Annotated in this window: 23 protein-coding genes, 1 tRNA gene and 1 pseudogene; 20 read left to right on the plus strand and 5 right to left on the minus strand. The window is 26.7% G+C overall.

What is annotated here, in order from left to right:
• Nucleotides 1-83 precede the first annotated feature (83 nt).
• Nucleotides 84-407, plus strand: a complete 324-nt coding sequence (locus MBORA_RS01040) for a hypothetical protein (protein ID WP_042692618.1) — start codon at nt 84-86, stop codon at nt 405-407.
• A 226-nt stretch (nt 408-633) separates the two neighbouring features.
• Nucleotides 634-2919, plus strand: a pseudogene (locus MBORA_RS01045) (DEAD/DEAH box helicase); the annotation flags it as partial.
• 814 nt (nt 2920-3733) lie between these two features.
• Here MBORA_RS01045 and MBORA_RS01050 read toward each other — a convergent pair.
• Entirely contained in the window at nt 3734-4870 is a 1137-nt protein-coding gene (locus MBORA_RS01050) for an aldo/keto reductase (RefSeq protein ID WP_042692616.1), read from the minus strand.
• 227 nt (nt 4871-5097) lie between these two features.
• Here MBORA_RS01050 and hypA point away from each other — a divergent pair, with 227 nt between their 5' ends.
• From hypA to MBORA_RS01090, 8 genes are all read left to right on the plus strand, one after another.
• Nucleotides 5098-5475 (plus strand): hydrogenase maturation nickel metallochaperone HypA, encoded by a 378-nt coding sequence (hypA, locus tag MBORA_RS01055; RefSeq protein ID WP_042692613.1) that lies wholly within the window; start codon nt 5098-5100, stop codon nt 5473-5475.
• Between the two features lie 13 nt (nt 5476-5488).
• Nucleotides 5489-6145 carry a hydrogenase nickel incorporation protein HypB gene (hypB, locus tag MBORA_RS01060; RefSeq protein ID WP_063720112.1) on the plus strand — a complete coding sequence of 219 codons (657 nt, stop codon included), beginning with the start codon at nt 5489-5491 and terminating at the stop codon, nt 6143-6145.
• A gap of 8 nt (nt 6146-6153) precedes the next feature.
• Nucleotides 6154-7194 carry a DUF354 domain-containing protein gene (locus MBORA_RS01065; RefSeq protein WP_042692609.1) on the plus strand — a complete coding sequence of 347 codons (1041 nt, stop codon included), beginning with the start codon at nt 6154-6156 and terminating at the stop codon, nt 7192-7194.
• A gap of 50 nt (nt 7195-7244) precedes the next feature.
• Nucleotides 7245-7317: transfer RNA gene (locus MBORA_RS01070), tRNA-Ala, on the plus strand.
• Between the two features lie 42 nt (nt 7318-7359).
• Nucleotides 7360-8442 (plus strand): hypothetical protein, encoded by a 1083-nt coding sequence (locus tag MBORA_RS01075; protein ID WP_042692607.1) that lies wholly within the window; start codon nt 7360-7362, stop codon nt 8440-8442.
• A 12-nt stretch (nt 8443-8454) separates the two neighbouring features.
• The gene (locus tag MBORA_RS01080; RefSeq protein WP_042692604.1) at nt 8455-8907 is read left to right on the plus strand and encodes a DUF1890 domain-containing protein; all 453 of its coding nucleotides are present in this window, start codon (nt 8455-8457) and stop codon (nt 8905-8907) included.
• Between the two features lie 4 nt (nt 8908-8911).
• Complete coding sequence (locus MBORA_RS01085; RefSeq protein WP_042692601.1) at nt 8912-9217, plus strand: DUF1894 domain-containing protein; 306 nt, start codon at nt 8912-8914, stop codon at nt 9215-9217.
• Nucleotides 9218-9223: 6 nt separating this feature from the next.
• Nucleotides 9224-10165 (plus strand): methionine synthase, encoded by a 942-nt coding sequence (locus MBORA_RS01090; RefSeq protein WP_063720113.1) that lies wholly within the window; start codon nt 9224-9226, stop codon nt 10163-10165.
• A gap of 126 nt (nt 10166-10291) precedes the next feature.
• Here the strand turns inward: MBORA_RS01090 and cobM are convergent, their stop codons facing one another.
• Nucleotides 10292-11044: a precorrin-4 C(11)-methyltransferase gene (gene cobM, locus MBORA_RS01095; protein ID WP_042692599.1), complete on the minus strand. Its 753-nt coding sequence runs from the start codon at nt 11042-11044 to the stop codon at nt 10292-10294.
• 98 nt (nt 11045-11142) lie between these two features.
• Between cobM and MBORA_RS01100 the strand changes: the two genes are divergently transcribed.
• Genes MBORA_RS01100 through MBORA_RS10935 form a run of 3 tightly spaced genes read left to right on the plus strand, consistent with a single transcriptional unit; the run spans nt 11143 to nt 12444 of the window.
• Nucleotides 11143-11532, plus strand: coding sequence for a hypothetical protein (locus MBORA_RS01100; protein ID WP_042692596.1), 390 nt, complete (start codon nt 11143-11145; stop codon nt 11530-11532).
• On the plus strand, nt 11529-12029 hold the full coding sequence (locus MBORA_RS01105) for a hypothetical protein (RefSeq protein WP_231475798.1): 501 nt from the start codon (nt 11529-11531) through the stop codon (nt 12027-12029). Before MBORA_RS01100 ends, MBORA_RS01105 begins: the two co-directional genes overlap by 4 nt.
• A 46-nt stretch (nt 12030-12075) precedes the next feature.
• On the plus strand, nt 12076-12444 hold the full coding sequence (locus tag MBORA_RS10935; protein WP_042692593.1) for a hypothetical protein: 369 nt from the start codon (nt 12076-12078) through the stop codon (nt 12442-12444).
• On the opposite strand, the gene MBORA_RS01115 is transcribed toward MBORA_RS10935, so the two are convergent.
• Genes MBORA_RS01115 through mtxX form a run of 3 tightly spaced genes read right to left on the minus strand, consistent with a single transcriptional unit; the run spans nt 12434 to nt 14733 of the window.
• Complete coding sequence (locus MBORA_RS01115; protein WP_042692591.1) at nt 12434-13195, minus strand: TatD family hydrolase; 762 nt, start codon at nt 13193-13195, stop codon at nt 12434-12436. The genes MBORA_RS10935 and MBORA_RS01115 overlap by 11 nt on opposite strands.
• 5 nt (nt 13196-13200) lie before the next feature.
• Complete coding sequence (uppS, locus tag MBORA_RS01120) at nt 13201-13965, minus strand: polyprenyl diphosphate synthase (protein ID WP_042692589.1); 765 nt, start codon at nt 13963-13965, stop codon at nt 13201-13203.
• A gap of 51 nt (nt 13966-14016) precedes the next feature.
• Nucleotides 14017-14733, minus strand: coding sequence for a methanogenesis marker protein Mmp4/MtxX (gene mtxX / locus MBORA_RS01125; protein ID WP_042692585.1), 717 nt, complete (start codon nt 14731-14733; stop codon nt 14017-14019).
• A 194-nt stretch (nt 14734-14927) separates the two neighbouring features.
• Between mtxX and MBORA_RS01130 the strand changes: the two genes are divergently transcribed.
• From MBORA_RS01130 to MBORA_RS01160, 7 genes are all read left to right on the plus strand, one after another.
• Nucleotides 14928-15449 carry a helix-turn-helix domain-containing protein gene (locus tag MBORA_RS01130; RefSeq protein WP_052331786.1) on the plus strand — a complete coding sequence of 174 codons (522 nt, stop codon included), beginning with the start codon at nt 14928-14930 and terminating at the stop codon, nt 15447-15449.
• A gap of 1051 nt (nt 15450-16500) precedes the next feature.
• Nucleotides 16501-16740 (plus strand): AbrB/MazE/SpoVT family DNA-binding domain-containing protein, encoded by a 240-nt coding sequence (locus tag MBORA_RS01135; protein ID WP_042692582.1) that lies wholly within the window; start codon nt 16501-16503, stop codon nt 16738-16740.
• The gene (locus MBORA_RS01140; protein WP_042692580.1) at nt 16733-17143 is read left to right on the plus strand and encodes a type II toxin-antitoxin system VapC family toxin; all 411 of its coding nucleotides are present in this window, start codon (nt 16733-16735) and stop codon (nt 17141-17143) included. Before MBORA_RS01135 ends, MBORA_RS01140 begins: the two co-directional genes overlap by 8 nt.
• Before the next feature lie 425 nt (nt 17144-17568).
• Complete coding sequence (locus tag MBORA_RS01145) at nt 17569-17886, plus strand: transcription factor S (protein ID WP_042692579.1); 318 nt, start codon at nt 17569-17571, stop codon at nt 17884-17886.
• A gap of 35 nt (nt 17887-17921) precedes the next feature.
• Nucleotides 17922-19484 (plus strand): ClC family H(+)/Cl(-) exchange transporter, encoded by a 1563-nt coding sequence (locus MBORA_RS01150; RefSeq protein ID WP_042692577.1) that lies wholly within the window; start codon nt 17922-17924, stop codon nt 19482-19484.
• 598 nt (nt 19485-20082) lie between these two features.
• Nucleotides 20083-21054, plus strand: a complete 972-nt coding sequence (gene mch / locus MBORA_RS01155) for a methenyltetrahydromethanopterin cyclohydrolase (protein ID WP_042692574.1) — start codon at nt 20083-20085, stop codon at nt 21052-21054.
• 100 nt (nt 21055-21154) lie between these two features.
• On the plus strand, nt 21155-21391 hold the full coding sequence (locus MBORA_RS01160) for a hypothetical protein (RefSeq protein WP_063720114.1): 237 nt from the start codon (nt 21155-21157) through the stop codon (nt 21389-21391).
• The last annotated feature ends 557 nt before the right edge of the window (nt 21392-21948 follow it).

Below are 21948 nucleotides of genomic sequence, written 5' to 3' on the forward strand. Positions count from 1 at the left end.
TTTTAATCACATAAGTAATAAACATTAAATTTTTAAAAGTCTAAATTCAAATTTAATTTATAACAGTTACTAAGGAGTTTAATATGAAAGCAGAGTTTGATGCAAGTAATTTTCTAAATAAAATTAAAACTATTTCTAAAAGACTCGAAGAAGTAAGTGGAGAAAATACGATTCCATTTAATTTATTATTCAATGAAGAATTTCTTAAAGAATATAGTCGTTTTTCAAGTATTGATGAATTATTTGATGCATCTGGATTTGAGATAAACAATCAAGAGGATTTTGATAATCTTAATCTTGAAAAATGGGATGAATTTATTTCTCAAAATACAAAGTTTGATAATTGGAAGGATATGTTTAATAAAGCAGCTTCTGTGTATTTTACAAACTATATTTTTTGTGATTAAATTTTTAGGTATCTATAAATTTTATATATTAGGTTGACCTAACAATTTAATTGTGAAGATTTTAAATAATCTTCCATAATATGCGTGTAGTTAGGAAGTAAATTTCCTAACTTTAAATCAATATTCTTATTTTTAAACATATAATTTAAATATTACTTTGAATTAAACTATTATTTGTTAATTTAAGTTCAAAACCAATACTATTTATAATTAATTGGCTGTTACTATGTCTTCACCAAATATTGATATATTTAAAAATGATGTTCGTTATAGGGATAAAATTGCTCATGTTGAGACAATACCTGCTAAAAAAGCCACTTTTAAAAAAGTAGATGATTTAAATGAAAAAATTATTTATTACTTAGACTCTAATAGTGTTAAATTATATCAACATCAAGCTAAAACATATGAAGCTATTCAAAATGATGAAAACGTCATTATAACTACTCCAACTGCTTCTGGAAAAACTTTAGCTTTTAATTTACCAATTATGGAAACTATGATTGAAGATAGTAAAGCTACTGCATTATATATTTATCCTGCTAAAGCTTTAGCTAATGATCAATTACATGTTCTAGAAAAACTTGAAAATTCTTTAAATATTAATATTTATCCAAATACCTATGATGGTGACACTCCAAGGTCTAAAAAGCGTAAAATTCGTGAAAATTCTAGAATTATTATTACAAATCCTTATCAACTTCATTTAATTTTATCCTGGCATCATCAATGGGAGGACTTTTATAGAAATCTTAAATATATTGTTATTGATGAATCACATTATTATAAAGGAGTTTTTGGTTCAAATGTAGCTTTTTTAATCAGAAGACTTAAAAGAATAGCTAATTTTTATGGTTCTTATCCTCAATTTATTTTATCTTCAGCTACATTAGCTAATCCATTAGAACTAGCTAATATGTTAACTGGTGAGGATTTTGTTTTAGTGGATAATGATACATCTCCAAGTGGAGAAAAAGACTTTATTTTATATAATCCATTTAAGAATTATAGGCGAAATAAATCTAATAATTTTGATGCTCCATCGGTTCATATAGAAACAGAGAATATTTTTTTATATTTAATGCTTAAAAATATTCAAACTTTATGTTTTACGGTTTCAAGAAAAACCACAGAACTGATTGCTATGTGGGCTAAAAAAGACATGACTAAAGTTAAAGGAAAATTGGCTCATAGAATAACATCTTACAGAGCAGGATATCAACCTCATGAAAGACGTGAGATTGAAGAAGGCCTTAAAAGTGGAAAATATTTGGGTGTAACATGTACAAATGCACTAGAACTAGGTATTAATATCGGATCACTTGGCGCCGTTATAATTTCAGGCTATCCTGGAACCATGATTTCTACTTGGCAACAAAGTGGACGGGCAGGTAGAAGTAATCAAAAGTCATTAGCTATTTTAATCGCATTTGAAAATCAATTAGATCAATATTTTATGAATAATCCTAGTTTTTTCTTTGATAAACCTCATGAAAATGCAATTATTGATTTATCTAATTCAATTTTACAAGAAGCTCATTTATTATGTGCTGCTGATGAGTTAATTTTAAAAGAAGAGGAGGCTTTTAAATATTTCAATGTTGATTATGATATTATAGATAAATTAATTTCACAAAAGGAGTTATATCAAAATGCTAATGGTGATTTTGTATATCCTTATGATGATAATCCTGCAATGAATCATTCCTTAGACCAACTATCTGGTGATGAATTCAAAGTAATGAATAATGGAAAACTTCTTGAGATAATGGAACGCTCTCAAGTGTATAGGGAAGCTCATGAGGGGGCTGTTTTAATAAACCAAGGAGAAACATATATTGTAAAGAATATTAATTTTAATAGTGGATATGTAAATGTATTTCCGCAGGTCGTTGATTACCATACTATTGTTTTAAATAAAACAGAAATTAATATTGAACGTAAGTTATCTAAAACCAATTATGGTGATTTAGAAATTAATTTTGGCGAATTAACTGTTAAAGAAGATTATTATAAATATAAAAAAGTAACTTATTCAAAAACAATTGGAACTTTTGATTTGGATTTGCCTCCATTAAAATTTAGAACTAAAGGCTTATGGTTTACAATTCCAAGTACTGTTAAGGATTATTTAGAAGAACTGTACGAAGATGAAGATGAAGTATTTGAAGGAGGCCTTCATGGAGCAGAACACGCATTAATTGGACTATTCCCACTACATGTAATGTGTGATAGATTTGATATCGGAGGTTTATCAACAAATTATCATAATGACACAGGCGAAGCTACAATTTTTATTTATGATGGTTATGAAGGTGGTATTGGGATAACTGAAAAAGCAGTTGATGTGTTTACTGATTTACTAAAATCTACTTATGATTTATTAGATAATTGTAAATGCAAAAGTGGTTGTCCATCTTGTATTTATTCACCGAAATGTGGAAATGATAATAAACCCCTTCACAAAGAAGCTACTAAGTATATTTTAAAATATATGTGTAGTTTAGTTAGTGAAGATGTGAAAAGTGAAGTTATAGATGTGTCTAATGTAAAAATTGAAGAAGAATCATCTGTTGCTGATGAACTTTTTAATGAAGCACAAAATTTATTTACAAATGAAAAATATGATTCATCAAAAGAAATGCTCCATAATATTCTAGACATTGATAAAAAAAATCCAAATGCACTAGCTTTAATGGGTAAAATATTACACGTGCAAAAACAAGATGATGTAGCTAAATTTTTCTTAAAAAAAGCACTAAAAGTCGATTCAACCAATAAAATAGCTATTGAATTAGACTCTCTTTTAAATAATAAAAATGATATTAAAAAAATTTCAATAGATTCTTTAGACGATGTTGATGTTTTATTTGAAGAAGCATATGATTTATATGAACAAGGAGATTTAAGTTCTTCTTTAGATATTTTAGAAGAAATTAACAGTTTTGATAATAAAAATGTTGATGTATTGGCATTAATAGGACTAATTTATAATGATAGTCATGTATTTCCAAAAGCTATTGATTATTATAGAAAAGCATCAAAAATAAGTAAAAATAATGATCATGTTCGCAAATTAAAATTTAAATTAAGCTAATGCTTAAAATAGATGGTTAAATATACTAATAAGCCTTTATTTCTCTTTGCTTCAAATTAATCACTGTTATCATCTGTTTTTTTTTTAAAAAATGTAAATTAAATAATATATTTTATTTATTTTCTATTTAAAGTATTTCTTCATGTTATTTATTGTTATTTCGTTTAATTTTTAAAGATAATTTGTATAATTTTTAAAATTTTAAGCAAAAAAGAGAGATTAACATGTATTAATCATAAGGATTAAAACCATCTGATAATTCTTCACGAGCTTTTTCAAGCATTTCTGGAATGTCAATTTTTTGAGTACAATAATCAATACAACTTCCACAATATGTGCATTCGTCTGTTGGTACTTTTTCATGTTCTAATTTAGCAAAAAATAATGTGTATATATTACTTGGACTTTGTTTAGATAAATTATAGATTTTAAAGTATTCAGGTATTGGAATCATTTCAGGACAATAATCAACACAGTAATTACACTCACTACATGGTACTGCAAGAGTATTTCTTAATTTTAAAGCAATATTAGATAAAAATTCTTTTTCTTCATCATTTAAATCTTCAAAGTTTTCATAAGTTTTACAATTATCAATTAAGTCGTCCATATTGCTCATGCCACTTAAAACAATTTTCACATGTTCTAGCGATGCACAAAATCTTAAAGCAAAACTAGCGATGCTTTTATTAGGATTAAAATTTTTAAATTCATTTTTAATTTCATCAGATGTATTTACTATTGTTCCTCCTTTTAAAGGTTCCATCACATATACATCTAAATCGTGTTTAACACAAAGATCATAACAGTTTTTAGCTTCAATTACAGGATCTTCCCAGTCCATATAATTGAGTTCTAATTGTACAAAATCAAGACCTTCTCCATATTCATCTAAAACTTCTTTTAATAATTCTGCACTATCATGGAAACTAAAACCAATTTGCTTTATTTTTTCTTCTTTTTTCATTTTTTTAACAAATTCGAATGCTTTTGATTTTTTAGCTTTTTTAAGAAATGGTACATTAATATTGTGAACATGGAATTTATCAAAATAATCAATTCCAAGTCGTTCAAGCATTTCATTGAAGTATTTGTTGTTATCTTCCTCTTTTTCTAAAAGCCAAGTTGGCATTTTATCGGCTATTTCAAATGATTCTCTTGGGTATCTCTCAACTAGGCCTTTTCTTAAAGCTATTTCAGATTGTCCATTATGATATGCGTATGATGTATCAAAGAAATTATATCCTTTTTTCATGTAATAATCTATCATTTGGTTAAATAACTCTTGATTAATTGATGTTGGATTGTTTTCATCTGTTAATGGTAGTCTCATACAACCAAAACCGAATTTTGAATTTAATGGCATATTTATCACTCTCCTATGATGATTATTTAATACTAATAAATATATAAATGTTGCTAAAATCAACAATATGCTTTCAATGTAAATTCAAGTTATTTATTAAAAGATGTTAAAAAAAGTATTATTTTACTTATTAGCAGTAATATCTATTTTTAAAAAGGTTTATAATATAGCTAAACAATATCTAATATATTAATAATAATATTTTTCTATAAAAGGGAGAAAAAATAATGCATGAATTATCAATGGCTCAAGGAATAATTGATGCAGTTTTACAAACTGCTGAAAATAATAAAGCAATGGAAGTCAATGAAGTTTACATTGAAATAGGCAGATTAGCTATGATTAATCCAGAACAACTAAAGTTTATGTTAAGTGTTTTAGTTGAAAATACGATAATGGAAGATGCTAAGATAAATATAGAAGAAATACCCATTGAAATTAGATGTTCGCAATGTGATTTCCATGGAAATGCTATACTTGATGATGAGGATCATTATGCTCCTTTAGTTAAATGTCCTGAGTGTGATAGTCAAAAAATAAGTATTTTAAATGGTAAAGATTGCATTGTTAAAAATATTGTTATTGAAAAACCAGATGATGATTAGGTGGAGGATAACTATGCATATGGTTGCAGATGTAGATGTACAAAAAAATATTATGGATGCTAATAAAAAATTAGCTGAAAAAAATAAAAAAAATCTTGAAGAAAAAGGAATTTTCTGTGTTGATTTTGTAGGAGCTATTGGTTCTGGTAAAACATCATTAATTGAAGATATCATTGATAATACTGATGATAAGATTGGAGTAATTGCAGGAGATATTATAAGTAAATTCGATGCAGGACGTATTAAAAAACATGATGTTCCAGTAGTTGGGCTAAATACTGGTAAAGAATGTCATTTAGATGCACATTTAGTAGGTCATGGAATTGGTGATTTACCATTAGATGATATTGACATTCTTATTGTAGAAAATGTAGGTAATTTAATTTGTCCTGTTGACTTTGAATTAGGTTCACATATGAGGGTTGTTGTTGTAAGTGTTACTGAAGGTGATGATACTGTAGAAAAACACCCATTAATATTCCAAACTTCAGATTTAGTTGTAATTAACAAAATTGATTTAGCTGATGCAGTAGGAGCAGATGCTGAAAAAATGGCAAATGATGCTAAAAAATTAAATCCGAATGTTAAAGTCATTCAATCTAGTTTAAAAGAAGGAATTGGGCTAGATAAAATTATTAAAACTATTTTAGAAAAGAAAAATAATGCTTAAATAAATCGGTGGTTTCATTGAAAATATGGATAGATATCTCAAATGCTCCTCATGTAAGATTTTTTAAAGATGTTATTAAATATTTTGAAGCTGAAGGAGAGGATGTAATTGTTACAGCAAGACAATTTGGAGATATTCATAAATTAATGGAAATATATGATATTGACTTTATATCAGTTGGAAAACATGGTGTAAGTTTGTATGATAAACTCAAAGAGAGTACTTCAAGAGTTTATAACTTAGTTGATGTTATTCATGATGAAAAAGTAGATGTTACCCTTAGCAAACATTCTATTGAACTTCCTAGAATATCATTTGGATTAGGAATTCCAAGTTTATATATTTTAGATAATGAACATGCTTTAGCTGCAAATAAATTAACTTTACCATTGTGTGATCGGATTATAACTCCTAAAATAATTGATATTTGGAAATTAATGAAATTTGGGGCAGATCCAAATACTATTATTTCTTATGAAGGTACTTCTGAATTAATGCATTTTAAAAGTTTTAAATACAATGATAATATTTTCAATGATCTAAATTTAGATTTAAAACATCCAAAAACAATTTTGATGAGACCTGAACCTTCACTTGCATCTTACTTAGATGCAGATTGTCATAAATCGGTTTTATCTCCTATAGTTGATGAGTTAAAAAACTATGCTAATATTCTTATTCTTCCAAGATTTAAAGAACAAGCAGAGATTTTTGAAGGGATTGAGAATGTTTCAATTTTAAAACCGCCTGTTGATACTTCTAGTATAATTAAAAAAGCTGATTTAGTTATAGGAGCAGGAGGAACAATGAATAGGGAAGCTTCTATTTTACAAACTCCTGTTATTTCATGTTATCCTGGTGAAACGTTATCTGTTGACCAGTATTACATTAATAAAGGATTAATGTATAGGTCAAATGATTCTGATGAGGTTATTGAACAGGCATTAAATTTTATAGTTAATCCTCAGGAAAAAATTGATGTAAAAACAGATGATTTATTCCAAATCATCATTAATAATGTTTACGATTTAGCAAGAAATGGTAAATAGTTATTTATATTAAAATGTTTAAATATTTATTATAAATATTTGATTATTATGGGCTGGTAGCTCAGATGGTAGATCGTCGCCTTGGCATGGCGGAGGCCCCGGGTTCAAATCCCGGTCAGTCCACTTTAATTATTTAAAAAATAAAGATAAATTTGTGATTAGAATATGTTATTAATTGCTCAAAATCATTTACAACTAATTGTAGAAGTTGCAATACTATTATTTGTTACTTTAGTATTTTGCCTTAACTTGATTCCTTTATCATTAAGCGTTGTAACATTTTTATCTTTGTTCTTAATTGGAGGATTTACCCTTCTTTTTGGAGCAGATATTGCACTACTTGTTATTTCAGCAAGTCAATCTGAGTTTACACACCCATTTGGTCCACTTGCACTTTTAGGTGCTGTAACTGCACTTGCTTCGCTGAAAGTGATGAAAGAATCGGGGGTTGATGTTAGACCTCTTAGAAGATTTGTAATATTATTCATTGCTGGTATTACAGTATTTGGTGGATTAATGCACAGGTCTTTTTTATTATTATGGATTTTAGGGTTATTCCTTGGTTATTTTATTATATCAAAATCATTCAGAGGAAAATCTTTCTTAACTGGTAAACGTATATTAACTTTCTTAGGATTAGCTGGTGTTAGTTTTGTACTTCTTGAAGTTGTAGCTAGAGTAACTGGTATGACTATTTTTTCTCCACTTTTAAGATTAGGTAGGATTGAGCAATATTCTATCTCCAGTATTAAAACTGTATTAAATAATATACAATTAATTGGACATAGTGGAAATGCCTCTTATTGGGGAGCAGAGGGAACTGCATTTGCAGAAGGTTATATTACATTACCAATGCAATTTATCTTATTATTTGGTCTTCCTTTCCCAATGTTCTTTGGTATATTAGTTAACCAAAAAGATACAATCGATTATATGCTTCCAGGTATTTTAGGATATGGATTTGATTTTGGTTATTTAGGTCTTATTGGATTAATGATATTTGTATTGGGAACAATTATTATTGGTTTTAAAGTCTTAACTATGTATAGGGAAAAAAGAGAGAGAAATAATAAAAAATATTTGGGAAAAGAGGTTTTATTAACTGGTGCATTATCTGCATTTTGTGCCCAAGCTTTAATTGGTTTATTTATATTTAATAGGTCAATTAATGGTATGGCTCTATTAACATTCATATTCCTTGGAATGTTGGTATTAGCTAATGTTGTTACAATAAAAACAAGATCATAAGGAGTAGTTATTATGAAAGCTTTATTATTATTGGGCTGTCCTGAAACTCCAGCTCAAACTCCATTAGCAGTTTATGCTTCATATCAATTAACTGAAATGGGTTATGATGTTACAATCGCTGCAAATCCTGCTGCTACTAAATTAGTAAGAGTTTCAGATCCAGAGAAACATTATGTTCATAAAATGATAGATATTGACAAATCTCTAAGTAAATTAGAAGAAGGCCAATATGATTTATTAGTTGGTTTTGTTCACAAAGATGCAGCAGCTTCTTACTTTGTAACATTTTCTCAAATTTTACAAACAAAATCAATAGCCTTAGTATTTGAAAGAGATGCAGATTTAGTTGAAGAATATGCAGACATGGTTTCACAAAATACTGATGCAGAAGTAGTTGCTGTAAGAGCATTCCATAACCCAACACCAATCAAAGTTAGATTAGATAAAGTATTAAAGGAGTTGTAGTAATATGTCTTTTTGTTTGGATACTTATCTCCAACAATCTGATAATTATGAAATTCATGCTGCAAGAGCAGGATTTAAGGATTGTGCAATGATTATTAGATTTAAATCAGATGAAATCATTAATGTCAAACCGGGAGATGAAGTATTAGGAGTTAGAGTAATTGGAATTCCACCAATACCGATTGGAATTGACAATGAAAAACACACTGTTTTTATTCCATACACTAAACCTTGTCATGGAACCTCTGTTGTTGAGTTGCCTATTGATGAAGAAGAAATTAACAAGATTAGAAAATTAAAAATTGATTAGATTATTATGATATCCACTGTTGTAGGTAGTTTTCCTGCTGAAAAAAAAGAACCATCTTCATTTAAAGATAAATTATTAAATTCGTTTGGAAAATATGATCCTTTTAAGGAAGCTATAAAAGAATGTGTTATAGCTCAACTTGATGCAGGAGTGGATATTATTTCTGATGGTCAAGTACGTGGGGACATGTTATCCTCATTTACAAGATATATTCCTGGAATGAAATTAGAAGAAGGAAATACTGTAATTTTTTCTAAAATAAGAAAACCTACAAAAGAAATATCCATTAATGATTTAAAATATGCTAAGGGTGTTATGAAGGATTATTTTAATGGTAATATTCCTCCTGAAAAGGGTATTAAGGGAATTATCACAGGCCCTTCTACTATTGTCCATTCTTCAAGTATTGAATCTTTTTATAAAAATAAAGAAGATGCAATCATTGATTTAGCTTACAGTTTAAAAGAAGAAGTAATGGCTATTGATAAGAAAGTTAAACCTAAATATATTCAAATCGATGAACCTTTTTTATCAACAGGAATGGTTGATTTAAAAATAGCTAAAAAAGCCATTGATATTGTTGGTGAGGATTTAACAGTTCCATTAGCTATGCATGTTTGCGGTAATTTAAAAAATGTATTCGAACAATTAGCTAATTTCAATGTTGATATTTTAGACTGTGAATTTGCTGGTAATGATGTTAATTTCAATGTTTTAAAAGATAATCTTTTTTTGGTTAACAATAAAAAAATTGGGTTTGGTTGTTTAGATACTTCTTTAAATGAAGTAGATTCTTTTGATAAAACCAGTGAATTAATATCGAATGGTGTTGAGCTTTTAGGAAAAGATAATATTTTATTAGATCCTGATTGTGGTTTAAGAAGAGCTCCAAAAGATGTTGCATTTAAAAAACTTAAGCTTATGAATGATATTAAGGATAAATATTAACTTGTTTTTTAATGCTTATAATAAATTGAATGTTCTACTTTTTTATTATCTTCTACTTTTATTGATAATAAAAATTTTAGAGTAGGATTTCAACAAATAAAAAATAGTGATGGGTTTATATAAAACTCATCTGTATTCATGTTTAAAGCTTTTATCATATAACTTAGATGCATTAAAATCGCCTGGTTCTAAAACATCTCCAACTACAATCATTGCAGTTTTTGTTATGTTAGCTTCTTTCACTTTATCTGCAATATCTGCAAGTGTTCCTCTAATTATTTGTTGGTCTTCCCAAGTAGCTTTTTTCACAACTGCTACTGGAGTAGTTTCTTTATAACCAACAAGTAATTCTTCAACAACTTTTTCAATCATTCCAATTCCTAAGAATATGCACATGGTTGCATGGTGTTTAGAAAAACTAGCTATACTTTCAGATCTTGCTTTTGGAGTTCTACCTTCTGGTCTTGTAATAATAACACTTTGAGATATTTCTGGAAGTGTTAATTCAGCTTCAAGCACACTAGCCGTTCCGAATAATGAACTTACTCCTGGAATAATTTTATATTCAATATTATTTTTCTTCAGTTCTCTAATTTGTTCACCAATAGCTCCGTAAATTGCAGGATCTCCTGTATGGACACGAGCTACTAATTTATCTTCATTAGCAGCTTTAGTAATAATGTCATTTGTTTCTTCTAGATTAAGATAAGCACTATTATAAACTTTGCAATCTTCTTTTTTTGGATTTAAAACTTCTTTATTAACAAGTGAACCAGCATAAATAATTACATCAGCTTTTTCAATAACCTTTCTTCCTTTAACTGTTATTAAATCAGGGTCTCCTGGACCAGCACCAATAAAAATAACTTTTCCTGTCATAATATAATTTTTATATCTTAATTCTATTTAATAATTATGTGATAATTTTATTCTCTAATTTAAACAAAGTTTATTAATTTTTAAAATAATTAAAAACTATGGATAAAAAAGGTTTTATTTCTCTTGAATATTTATTTTCTTTTTTCATTATATTAGTTATAGCTTTAGGGCTATTATTTTATGCACAATCAACAATTGAATCCAGTATCAATATTGAAGATAATATTCATCATCGTTTAATTTTAGATAATCTATCTAATTTAATAAGTCAAGTTAATTCAAATGGTGATGGTTATTCAAAGCGTATAAAACTTCCTTATGAAGGTTATTATAAGATTACTGTTGAAAAATCAAAGTTAACTATTGAATATAATAATAAAAAAGGAGAAACACCTATGAATCTTTTAGATTTAGATTCAAAATATATTTTATATAGTGGTAAAAGTTATTTGATTAAAAAAGAAGATGAAAAAATAGTGATTATATGATTAAAGAGATTAATGGTCAAATTAGCGCTGAATACTTGTTGTTAGTTGGTTCTTTAATGGTTGTAATAATTTTAGCTATTGTATTTGTAGCTAATAATCAGGAATTATCAATAGCTATGAGTGCTTCTCGTAGTGGTGTAGCTGAAGGTTCTCATTTGTCTTCAAGTGCAATTTATCCAAAAAACGCATACAATGAATATGAAAAATCTAAACTAGCAATTTTAAGACCTTATTCAATTGATATTATTAATATTACTTCTAAGCAATTAGGACACGATACTAATTATGATAAGGATAAAATACAGTTTAAAGTTTATGCAGTTTCAAGGGATGGTTATACAAAAAAAGAATTAGATTTAATCGGGGATAGAATTAATTATAATCTAAGAAAATCAATTGCTTTAAGTTTTAATTCTACAAAATCTACAAATAAATTGTATAATCCTGTTTTTTCACCTCATTATGTATTTACAACAGCTAATGTAGGTTGGGTTTAAATAGTATTTTTAATAAATAAAATATTTAATAATTAAGGATGAAATCATGTATTCAGATGAAGAAAAGATAAAATTAATGAAAGATTTAAAAGAAATGGAAGAATTTAAAGCCGATGTTGATGATGAAGGTAAACTTTTACAAGAGGATTTGATTAAATTTTTTGTAGATGGTATTGGGGATAAAGAAGATTTATCATTAAGAGTTGAACTATATCTTTATGCATTTAAGCTATTTACAAGAAGATCTGTTCAAATTAATAAATCGGATTTTGTTGTTTATTTAAATGCTTATGATGTTGAATATGATCTATTAAAATTAGTAAAAAATGATTTAAATAACTTTGAAATAGTTATTTCTACTGAATTGGAAAATAACAATCCTTTTTTAAATTTAAACTTTATACTTAGATATTGAATACTTTTCGAGCATTGTTGGTAGTTACTTTATCAACAATATCTAAGTCAATATTTTGAATTTCAGCTATTTTTTTACAAGCATTAACCACATTTGCAGGTTCATTTCTCTCTTCTTTTGTCATAGCTAAATAGGGACTATCAGTTTCAGTTAAAACATGGTCTAGAGATATATTTTTAATCAAGTCCTGATGTTTTTGGGAATAACAAAGCATTGTAGAAAAACTCATATAATAATTATCTCTTTCCATAATCCTACGAGCAGTCTTTAAACTACCTCCATAGCAATGAAAAATAATATATGGAATATCTTCATAATTTAAGACTAAATTTAAAGCTTTTTTTTCACAATCTCTTACATGCATAAGTAAAGGTACTTTATAGTCATTAGCTATTTCGATAAATTTTGTAAAAATTTCTTTTTGCCTTTCTCTTAGTGATTTGTCTTTTACATAAAAGAAATCCATTCCAACTTCACCAATAGCTACAATATTTTTAATATTATCAATTAAATGCTTTTGAGATTCTTTTAATTCACTATCACTGCAATTTTGAGAACTTACTGGGTGAAAACCAAGAGAAGGATAAATAAAAGAAGCATGTTTATCTGAAAGTTTAATTACATCATGATTGCTTTCAAGACTGATTCCAGATACAATAATAGCATCTAATTTTTCTCGTGCTCTTTTAATTACTTTGTCTCTATCGTCATCATATTCTTCAAAATCAATATGGCAATGAGTATCTATCATATTAGTTAGACTCCAAATCTTCTCTCTCTTTCTTGATAAGATCTAATAGCTCTTAGAAAATCAACTTTTCTAAGTTCAGGCCATAAACTTTCACAAAAATAAAGCTCTGAATATGATGACTGCCAAAGTAAAAATCCACTTAAACGTTCTTCACCGCTAGTTCTAATGATTAAGTTTGGATCAGCAAGTCCTGCTGTGTATAAATTTTTATTTACTAAATCTTCATCAACATCATCAATTGTGATTTTTCCATCCTGAACTTCTTTTATAATCTTTTTAATTGAATCGATAATTTCTAAACGACCATCATAACCAATAGCTATATTTAATAATCTTTTATTATAATGTGCAGTAGCTTCCTCTGCTTCATGTATAGCTTTTTTTACATTATCTGGGATTAAATCAAGTTTGCCCACGACTTTTACTTTAACTTCATTTTTATGAATTTTTTCATGGGTGACTAATCTTTTAAAATTAACTAAAAATAATTTCATTAGCCCTTCAACTTCCCTTTGAGGTCTGTTGAAATTTTCTGTTGAAAAAGCATAAGCAGTAACAATTTCAATTCCAAGTTCAATACTCCAATCAAGAACTTTTTCTAATGTATCTACTCCAATTTCATGGCCTTTAATAACATCTATATTTCCTTGAATTTTAGAATAACGCCTATTACCATCCATAATTATAGCTACATGTTTTGGCATTTTCTCTTCGTCTAAATTACGAGAAATAAACCATTCATATATTCTATAAATTATATTTTCTTCCATTATTATCCCTTTTTAAAATATACTAATATAATATATTGTAATTTTATATTTTTAAATATTAGCTAATTTGTAAGCTAATTTTAAGCTTCTAAGATAACCAGTTGTATTTTGGTCGCGGCTGGTATCAATGTAAATACTGTTAATTCCAAAGGTTATAGCTCCATTACTTGGCCAATCATCTAGTAAAACTAAGGTTCTAAATATAATGTTTCCTATTATTCCATCAGGAGCTATAATAATATTACATTTATCTTTTATAGCTTGTTCAACCAGTATATAGTAGTTTTTAACTTCAAAATCAGTATTGTTTTCAATTAATTCGCATAATTTCCAAGCATTATCTATTGATTTAGATATTTTAGCACTTCTTCCATAATCCCCTTTTCTACCACCCGCGAGAACTGCAACTTTAGGAGTTTTAGATAATTTTTTTAAGAAATTTCCACACATAATGCTGGTTTTAAGTTTGTCATTTAAGGTTTTTCCTTCATCAATTCCAACAGGTGCTAATAAAAATTCATAATCATCTCCATTAACATATGTTGCTCTTGAAATAAATTTGAATTCATTATTTAACTTTTTCATCACGCCAGATGCTTTAAGAGAACCTCTAACTACTCCATCAATTTCATTATCTAGGATTGATTTAACTATGTCATCATCATTATCGATTAGTTTTATTTCTACATTTGAGTTTTCAGCTAAAAAAATATCTACTGCTTTTAAAACAGCTTTGTTTTCACCAACTCCAATAGCTATACTTTTCATTATTTAATTATTAGTTTTTATTATAAATTAAATTATCCGTATTTTTTTTGTGTTGTTATTTGTTAGATTAATAAAAACTTATGCATAATTGATTAAAATTAGGAAATTCTTTTTGTAATTTATTGTTTGTTTTGATGGTTAATTATATTAAATGTAAAACTTACATATATAGCATTCGGCACTGAAAATTATAAATGCTATGGTTTGTAAATATATGTATTATATCAAGCCGAAAATTAATTGATGAGTATCCAGAGATTATTTCAGATATACAAACTGAAATTAAAAAATTAGAAAATGATACGAGAGTTTTAAATAAATTATATGTTATTTTAGATGTTTTGCATGATGAACCCATAAAAGACATTATAAATAAACATGGAATTAGTCAAGGTACGGCACATAATTGGATTAAACAATGGAATAATGGAGGAATGGAATCATTAAAAAGAAAAGAAGGATCTAAAGGCCAATCTAAACTAACTGAAGAACAATTCATGATACTGGATAAAGCTATACAAGAAAATAATTTAAATACTGCAAAAGAAGTAAAACATGAAATAGAAACTTTATTTGATGTAAAATATAGTATTCGCCAAATTGAAAGAATTATGAAAAAATTAGGCTACACATACACCAAACCTTATCAAATTTATGCTAAAATGCCAAAAGATGCTGAAAAACAGTTAAAAAAACACACGACATCTAGATTTTAGAAAATTTTATACTAGTATTTTTAGATCAAACTTATTGCCAAAATCAAGACAACAGTCAAGGATGTTATAATAAAAAAGGCACAAAAAATATAAAGGAACAACCAACAGAAAGATTATCCATTAATGCCCTTGGTGTGCAGTCAATTAACGGAAAATCAATTTTATCTTATTTAGATAATACTAAAACATTTGAAATGATGAAATTTATGATTAACATCACAATTGAAAACATAAAAAACAATGAACTAAAATTAAAATTAAAAAAAAATAATCAATAATTAAGAACTAAGCACTAAAAAAATATTAAAAACTATAAATCAAGAAGAAAACTACTATAATAATAATATCTACTCTAAAAAAACTATCAAATAAAAACAAAACAATTAATAAACAAATATAAAAGACTTAAAAAAAATCCATTAAATCTTAAAACAAAAATCAATGTTATTAACATTATTTTCAGATAAAAAAACTTCAACATGAGTTAATAATGGAAAAACCAATTAGCAATAATATTAAATACATTATTATAGTGTCCATCATGCGATTTTTTTCACAAAACTATGTAATATTTTAAATATGGATTTAATATATTTACCTCCATATTCTCCAAAATATAATCCAATAGAGCATAGTATGGAGAACAATAAAATCAAAAATTTCTCGAAAATTCATTACAAACATGAAAGAACTAAAATTAATCTTTAAAAATGAATTTAAAGAAGTAATCAACAATAAAAGTTACTGGAAAAAGTGGGTTGGAAAATTCCTATAAATTTTATAATTTCCCATGTCAACTACTATAACGTAAAACATACTTCATTATTTCATAAGTAAAATTATTATTGATTACAAAAAAAGTATCCTTCTTAATTTTAAACCAAAAGTAAAACCAACTATAAACATATACTATACAATAAATTTATAACTGTATATTAATCTGAAATTATATAATTTATAAAAAATTACTATATGTATAAATATCCGATAATTTTATATGTTCCTATAAATATAAAACATAGTATATACTATAAACTGGGGGACTAAAATAATGGTTAATATATTAGCAACAAGTAAAGTACAAATAAATTACCAGACAACAATACCAAAAGAAATAAGAAAAAACTTTCAAGTAAATAATAATACTATAATTGAATGGAGTATAAATGAAAAAGGCAAACCAGAGCTAAACTTTAGACGAAGGAGAAAACTCAAAGAACTAAAAGGTTTAATAAAATTAGACCATAATACAGATAGTGTGCAATTAAAAAGGGAGTTATACAATGAGTAAACCTTACTTTTTAGACACTTCATTTATTATAGCTTATGCTATAGCTACTGATAATCATCATATTAAAACCGAACATTTAGAAGACATTATTTTAAATAACCCCTGCCATATAAATAATGGTATTCTAAACGAATGTATTACAGTAAGTTACAATAAAACCAAAAGCCTAAAAATAAGCCAAGAAGTTTATTATATCATTATTGACAATTTCAAAATTTTAAATGAATACAATATAGTAAATTATAATGCTAAAACAATGGACTTATTTAATAAACATAATGGTAAATTAAGCTTTACAGATTCTGGTATAATTACCACTATGAAAGAAAATAATATATTTGATTTACTTACTTTTGATACTCAATTTAAAAAGGAAAACTCAATTAATGTAATAGATAAATAAACCTTTTTTTTAATGCTGGATGGTGTCCGTCAAAATTAATTTTTTGATGTTTTTCAAAAATCTGAGTGTTGGCAGAAATTATTTAGTTTTAATTAATGTTCATTTTTTCTCCTGTTTTTCCATTATTTTTTAAATAGTCTTCATTTTTATATTTTATTATTTTTTTCATGTAAATTTCGCTTCTTTTTTTAATTTAATTAGTTAAATTCATATGGATTTTGAATGATTATTTATTATTCTTAATTTAAGTTGTTAAAGTCTATTTATATTTGAAAATACAAGTATATATGTAGTTATGATTTATTTTATGATTGTTTGAATTGAATATTTTTGTGTTTTGATTATTATGGTAATGAAAATGATAAACTTATTTAATGATATCTAATAAATATAATAGCTATCAATTTTTAATGGTGTAATTTTTCATGGAATTTTGTCCTAAATGTGGAGCAATGTTAATACCTAAAGATGGAAATATTAAATGTAAATGTGGTTTTGAGAAATCTCTTTCAAATGATGAACTTGAAGAACAGTATAATTTTGAAGCAGAGAAAAATTCTCAAGTTGAAGTTATTGTTACTGATAATAAGAATGTTACATTGCCTACTACTAAAATAACTTGTTATAAATGTGGTGGAACTAAAGGTTATTGGTGGACTGTACAAACCAGATCTGCTGATGAAGCTCCAACTAATTTTATAAGATGTGCGAATTGCGGAAACACTTGGAGAAGTTCAAATTAAAAAATTTAATAATAACTATTATTTAATATATTAGTATGGAGAATCTTCGAAAAACATTGAGGTCTATTGTTAAAGACCCCCGTCATTTTTTTAAACTATCAATTCAGGGTCTTCTTGTTGGAATATTTTCAGGATTAATGGTTTGTCTTTACAGGTTTCTTTTAGGAGCTTCTGAAAGTATTTTAAGAGATTTTTTACCTTTAATTAATAGTAATATATTTTACATTATTATGTGGTTTTCTTTACTTATTGTTTTAGCTTTAATTTTAGCATATCTGGTTAAGTGGGAACCAAATAGTGCAGGTAGTGGTATTCCTCATATTTATGCTGAGGTAAAAGGTCATATGGAAGTGAATTGGAAAAAGTCATTATTTGCTAAGATTGTTGAAGGTGTTGTGACTGTTTTAGGTGGTTTATCATTAGGTCCTGAGGGTCCATCTGTTCAAGTAGGAGGAATGGCTGGTAAAGGAATTTCAAAACTCTTTAACGGTTCTAAAACCGATGAGATTAGATTAATTTTAGTAGGTTCTGCAGTAGGTATTACAGCTGCATTTAATGCACCTTTGGCTGGTGTTGTTTTTATTCTTGAAGAAATTAATCATGGATTTGATAAAACATTAATTTTTATAGCTTTAATTGCAGCTATTGTTTCTGATTTTATTTCAAAAGTTATTTTTGGACAATCTACAATATTAAATTTTCCTGTATTGAATATTCCTCTTGGAGATTACTGGTTATTGCTTATTTTAGGAACTATTATCGGTTTACTTGGTTATTTATACAATGTAGGCATGATAAAATCAAGTGATTTATGGAATAAAATACCTGAATTTCCATTAGAAATAAAATTTATAATAGTGTTTTTGGTTTCCGGTGTTGTTGCACTTTATATTCCGGAGGTTCTTGATGGTGGACACTTTATGATGGATATACTTACAATAGCTGTTCCATCTTTAGGAGTTTTATTAGTTTTATTCATTGCAAAATATTTGTTTTCATTATTTTCATTTTCATCTGGTGCTCCAGGAGGTATATTTTTACCAATATTAGTCATTGGAGCCTATATTGGAGCTATTTTTGGAGCAGTTGCAATACCAGCATTAGGTCTTGAAAATGATTTGATTTATAAATTTATCATTATTTCAATGGCGGGATTTTTCACTGCTACTGTTAGATCTCCAATTACAGGTATTGTGCTTTTATCTGAAATGTCAGGATCTACTGAATCTCTTGTAGCTATGATTATTGTGTGTCTTATAGCTTATGTTATTCCTACATTACTTAATAATGAACCGATTTATGAAACTTTATTCGAAAGATTGTTAATAAAAGAAAATCAGGAATTTGTAAGACAACCTTCAAAACATGTTTTATCAGAATATGTAGTTCCTCTTGATTGTGATTTTATTAATCAAGAAATTCATAATATACCTTTTCCAAAAAATGCTATTGTAGTATCCATAATTAGGGATGGTAGTTATATTATTGCTCGTGATGATTTAAAAATAAAATATGGTGATCAAATTCATTTTTTAACAGATGTTAATGATTATCCTTATGTTCATGAAGAGATTGAATTTTTAATTAATAAAGATTAATTCTAATGAGTTATTGAATTTTAAAATTTGCTAAACAAAATTTAAATTTAATTTATTTTTTACAATTTTTTATATGTGCTTTTGGCCTTTTTATTGCCAAATCATAATGACTGGAAGTTGTACTCGCAAAATATGATCTAATGTACTTACTCCAACCCACTTATATATTTTTTAAGAATAATTCTGCATTGTTAAATTCCTAGCTAAATACACTACTTTTTCATGTGGCTCTGACCATTTTTTAGCATCTTCTAGTGTTGTATTAGGTCTAGTCATAATTTTCTAATTATCAATAATTATTGAATTAGTTAAGTTTAATAAAGTTCTTTTTTGTCAATTCATCGCTTAAAATACATGTAAATTTTATTATAATGATTAAGAGGATATAAATTTCAAATACTATGTTATAAGTAGTTAATTTAGAATATTGAAAACAATGTTTAGCAGATAGCTCATAAAAAATGGTTCTGATTAAAAACAAAAACAAGAACTAATAAATTTACAATCTCAAATCTATTTAGGCAAATATAAATAATAATAATAATAAAATTTTACCTAATAACTTAATGTTTAAGTTAATATTTTATGAGGTTAAACTATGGTAAGTGTAAACTTAGAAGCTAAAAAAACCGTAGATGTAATGATTGAAAAAGCAGATGAATTAAACATTGAAATTGTAACATTAGATAATGGCGCTACTGTTCTTGATTGTGGTGTTAATGTAGATGGAAGTTTTAAAGCAGGTGAACTTTATACCAAAGTTTGTCTTGGTGGTCTTGCTGATGTTGGAATTTCAATTCCTGGTGATTTATCTGAAAAATTCGCTCTACCTTCTGTAAAAATTAAAACTGATTCTCCTTCTATTTCTACTTTAGGTTCTCAAAAAGCAGGCTGGTCTGTATCTGTTGGAGATTTCTTTGCTTTAGGTTCAGGTCCTGCAAGAGCTATTGCTAAAAAACCAGCTGAAACTTATGAAGAAATTAATTATGAAGATAGTGAAGCTGATTTAGCTATTTTAACTTTAGAAGCTGATGTATTGCCTGGTGATGATGTTGCTAAATACATTGCTGATGAGTGTAATGTTGATGTTAAAAATGTTTATTTACTTGTAGCTCCTACTTCATCTCTTGTTGGTTCTATTCAAATTTCTGGTAGAGTTGTTGAAAATGGAACTTATAAAATGTTAGAAGCTATTAAATTTGATGTAACAAAAGTTAAACATGCAGCAGGTATTGCTCCTATTGCTCCTGTTGATCCAGATGGGTTAAAAGCAATGGGTAAAACCAATGATGCAGTTTTATTTGGTGGAAGAACATATTATTATGTAGAATCTGATGAAAATGATGATATTGCAGATGTTGCATCTAAATTACCATCTTCAGCAGCTGATGGGTATGGAAAACCGTTCTTTGATGTATTTAAAGAAGCTGAATTTGATTTCTATAAAATTGATAAAGGAATGTTTGCTCCTGCAGAAGTTGTCATTAATGATTTAACTACTGGTAAAATTTATAAAGAAGGATTTGTAAATGTTGATTTACTTAAAAAATCCTTTGGTGTTGATGAATAAATATTCATCATTTATTATTTTTTTTAAAAAACAATTTAATTACTTTTAAATACTCCTTTTATCAAATATAAATTCATCTTTTAAATAAAAGGTGATAATTATGAACATAAGTGATATGTTAGGAGATTCTTTTAGATATGCAATTTCAGATTATAAAAAATTTTTAATTTTTGGAATAATTGTTTTACTAGGAAATTTATACTCTGTTTTTCAAAATTGGAGTTTAAATGGTGCTATTCTACTTATAGGATCTATTGTTAGTTTAATTTTTATATTTGTAGTAATAGGTTATCTCATTGCTGTCAAGCTAAGGTTTTCAATATCTTATTTTTTTTAATTTTTGCCTTGTTTTATTTAAATTTTTTGTTTAATATTTTTGTTTCTTTTATATAAACTTTTAATTTACTTATATCTAATTTTAAGTATTTTTAATAGTTAGTTTTATTAATTAGTAATTATAAATATTTATTTAACAATATTAGTTTATTTTAACTGATTATAGTTGGATTAAGGAGTTGTTCTGTCATGGTTTTTGAAAATTTAGTTTGTGGAAAATTAGGAAATTTTAATAATTTTGTAAACAGAAAATATTTATTAAGTGGATGTTGCATTTACTCGGAAAGGAAAATTAAGTTTATCTTCAGTGATTAAATTTCCTTTATGTAATCATAAAAAAAACGACTTCTTTGGAGATAAATCGTTTTTTAAGAACAAAAACAAAAGATAGGGGTGTTAGAATTAGTAAACAAGCAGTTTCGGAAAAAAATGCAATTCATAGATCCACAAGTTTATATATGACATGAATGATGATTTAGTTTCGAGTATTTATGATCAAAATTAGATGAAATGCCTTTATTTAAAGGATTGCACGTATGTGCAATTGATTCATCGATT

Source organism: Methanobrevibacter oralis (genome assembly GCF_001639275.1).
Taxonomy (GTDB): domain Archaea; phylum Methanobacteriota; class Methanobacteria; order Methanobacteriales; family Methanobacteriaceae; genus Methanocatella; species Methanocatella oralis.

Bases quoted from the DNA above. Each gene is read 5' to 3' on its own strand.
- MBORA_RS01140 (WP_042692580.1), top strand. From the start codon at position 16,733: ATGAGTAAACCTTACTTTTTAGACACTTCATTTATTATAGCTTATGCT.
- MBORA_RS01090 (WP_063720113.1), top strand. From the start codon at position 9,224: ATGATATCCACTGTTGTAGGTAGTTTTCCTGCTGAAAAAAAAGAACCA.
- MBORA_RS01145 (WP_042692579.1), top strand. From the start codon at position 17,569: ATGGAATTTTGTCCTAAATGTGGAGCAATGTTAATACCTAAAGATGGA.
- MBORA_RS01160 (WP_063720114.1), top strand. From the start codon at position 21,155: ATGAACATAAGTGATATGTTAGGAGATTCTTTTAGATATGCAATTTCA.
- MBORA_RS01105 (WP_231475798.1), top strand. From the start codon at position 11,529: ATGATTAAAGAGATTAATGGTCAAATTAGCGCTGAATACTTGTTGTTA.
- mch (WP_042692574.1), top strand. From the start codon at position 20,083: ATGGTAAGTGTAAACTTAGAAGCTAAAAAAACCGTAGATGTAATGATT.
- mtxX (WP_042692585.1), bottom strand. From the start codon at position 14,733: ATGAAAAGTATAGCTATTGGAGTTGGTGAAAACAAAGCTGTTTTAAAA.
- MBORA_RS01130 (WP_052331786.1), top strand. From the start codon at position 14,928: ATGCTATGGTTTGTAAATATATGTATTATATCAAGCCGAAAATTAATT.
- MBORA_RS01085 (WP_042692601.1), top strand. From the start codon at position 8,912: ATGTCTTTTTGTTTGGATACTTATCTCCAACAATCTGATAATTATGAA.
- MBORA_RS01150 (WP_042692577.1), top strand. From the start codon at position 17,922: ATGGAGAATCTTCGAAAAACATTGAGGTCTATTGTTAAAGACCCCCGT.
- MBORA_RS01100 (WP_042692596.1), top strand. From the start codon at position 11,143: ATGGATAAAAAAGGTTTTATTTCTCTTGAATATTTATTTTCTTTTTTC.
- hypB (WP_063720112.1), top strand. From the start codon at position 5,489: ATGCATATGGTTGCAGATGTAGATGTACAAAAAAATATTATGGATGCT.
- hypA (WP_042692613.1), top strand. From the start codon at position 5,098: ATGCATGAATTATCAATGGCTCAAGGAATAATTGATGCAGTTTTACAA.
- MBORA_RS01040 (WP_042692618.1), top strand. From the start codon at position 84: ATGAAAGCAGAGTTTGATGCAAGTAATTTTCTAAATAAAATTAAAACT.
- MBORA_RS01115 (WP_042692591.1), bottom strand. From the start codon at position 13,195: ATGATAGATACTCATTGCCATATTGATTTTGAAGAATATGATGACGAT.
- MBORA_RS01135 (WP_042692582.1), top strand. From the start codon at position 16,501: ATGGTTAATATATTAGCAACAAGTAAAGTACAAATAAATTACCAGACA.
- MBORA_RS01075 (WP_042692607.1), top strand. From the start codon at position 7,360: ATGTTATTAATTGCTCAAAATCATTTACAACTAATTGTAGAAGTTGCA.
- MBORA_RS01050 (WP_042692616.1), bottom strand. From the start codon at position 4,870: ATGCCATTAAATTCAAAATTCGGTTTTGGTTGTATGAGACTACCATTA.
- MBORA_RS01080 (WP_042692604.1), top strand. From the start codon at position 8,455: ATGAAAGCTTTATTATTATTGGGCTGTCCTGAAACTCCAGCTCAAACT.
- cobM (WP_042692599.1), bottom strand. From the start codon at position 11,044: ATGACAGGAAAAGTTATTTTTATTGGTGCTGGTCCAGGAGACCCTGAT.
- uppS (WP_042692589.1), bottom strand. From the start codon at position 13,965: ATGGAAGAAAATATAATTTATAGAATATATGAATGGTTTATTTCTCGT.
- MBORA_RS10935 (WP_042692593.1), top strand. From the start codon at position 12,076: ATGTATTCAGATGAAGAAAAGATAAAATTAATGAAAGATTTAAAAGAA.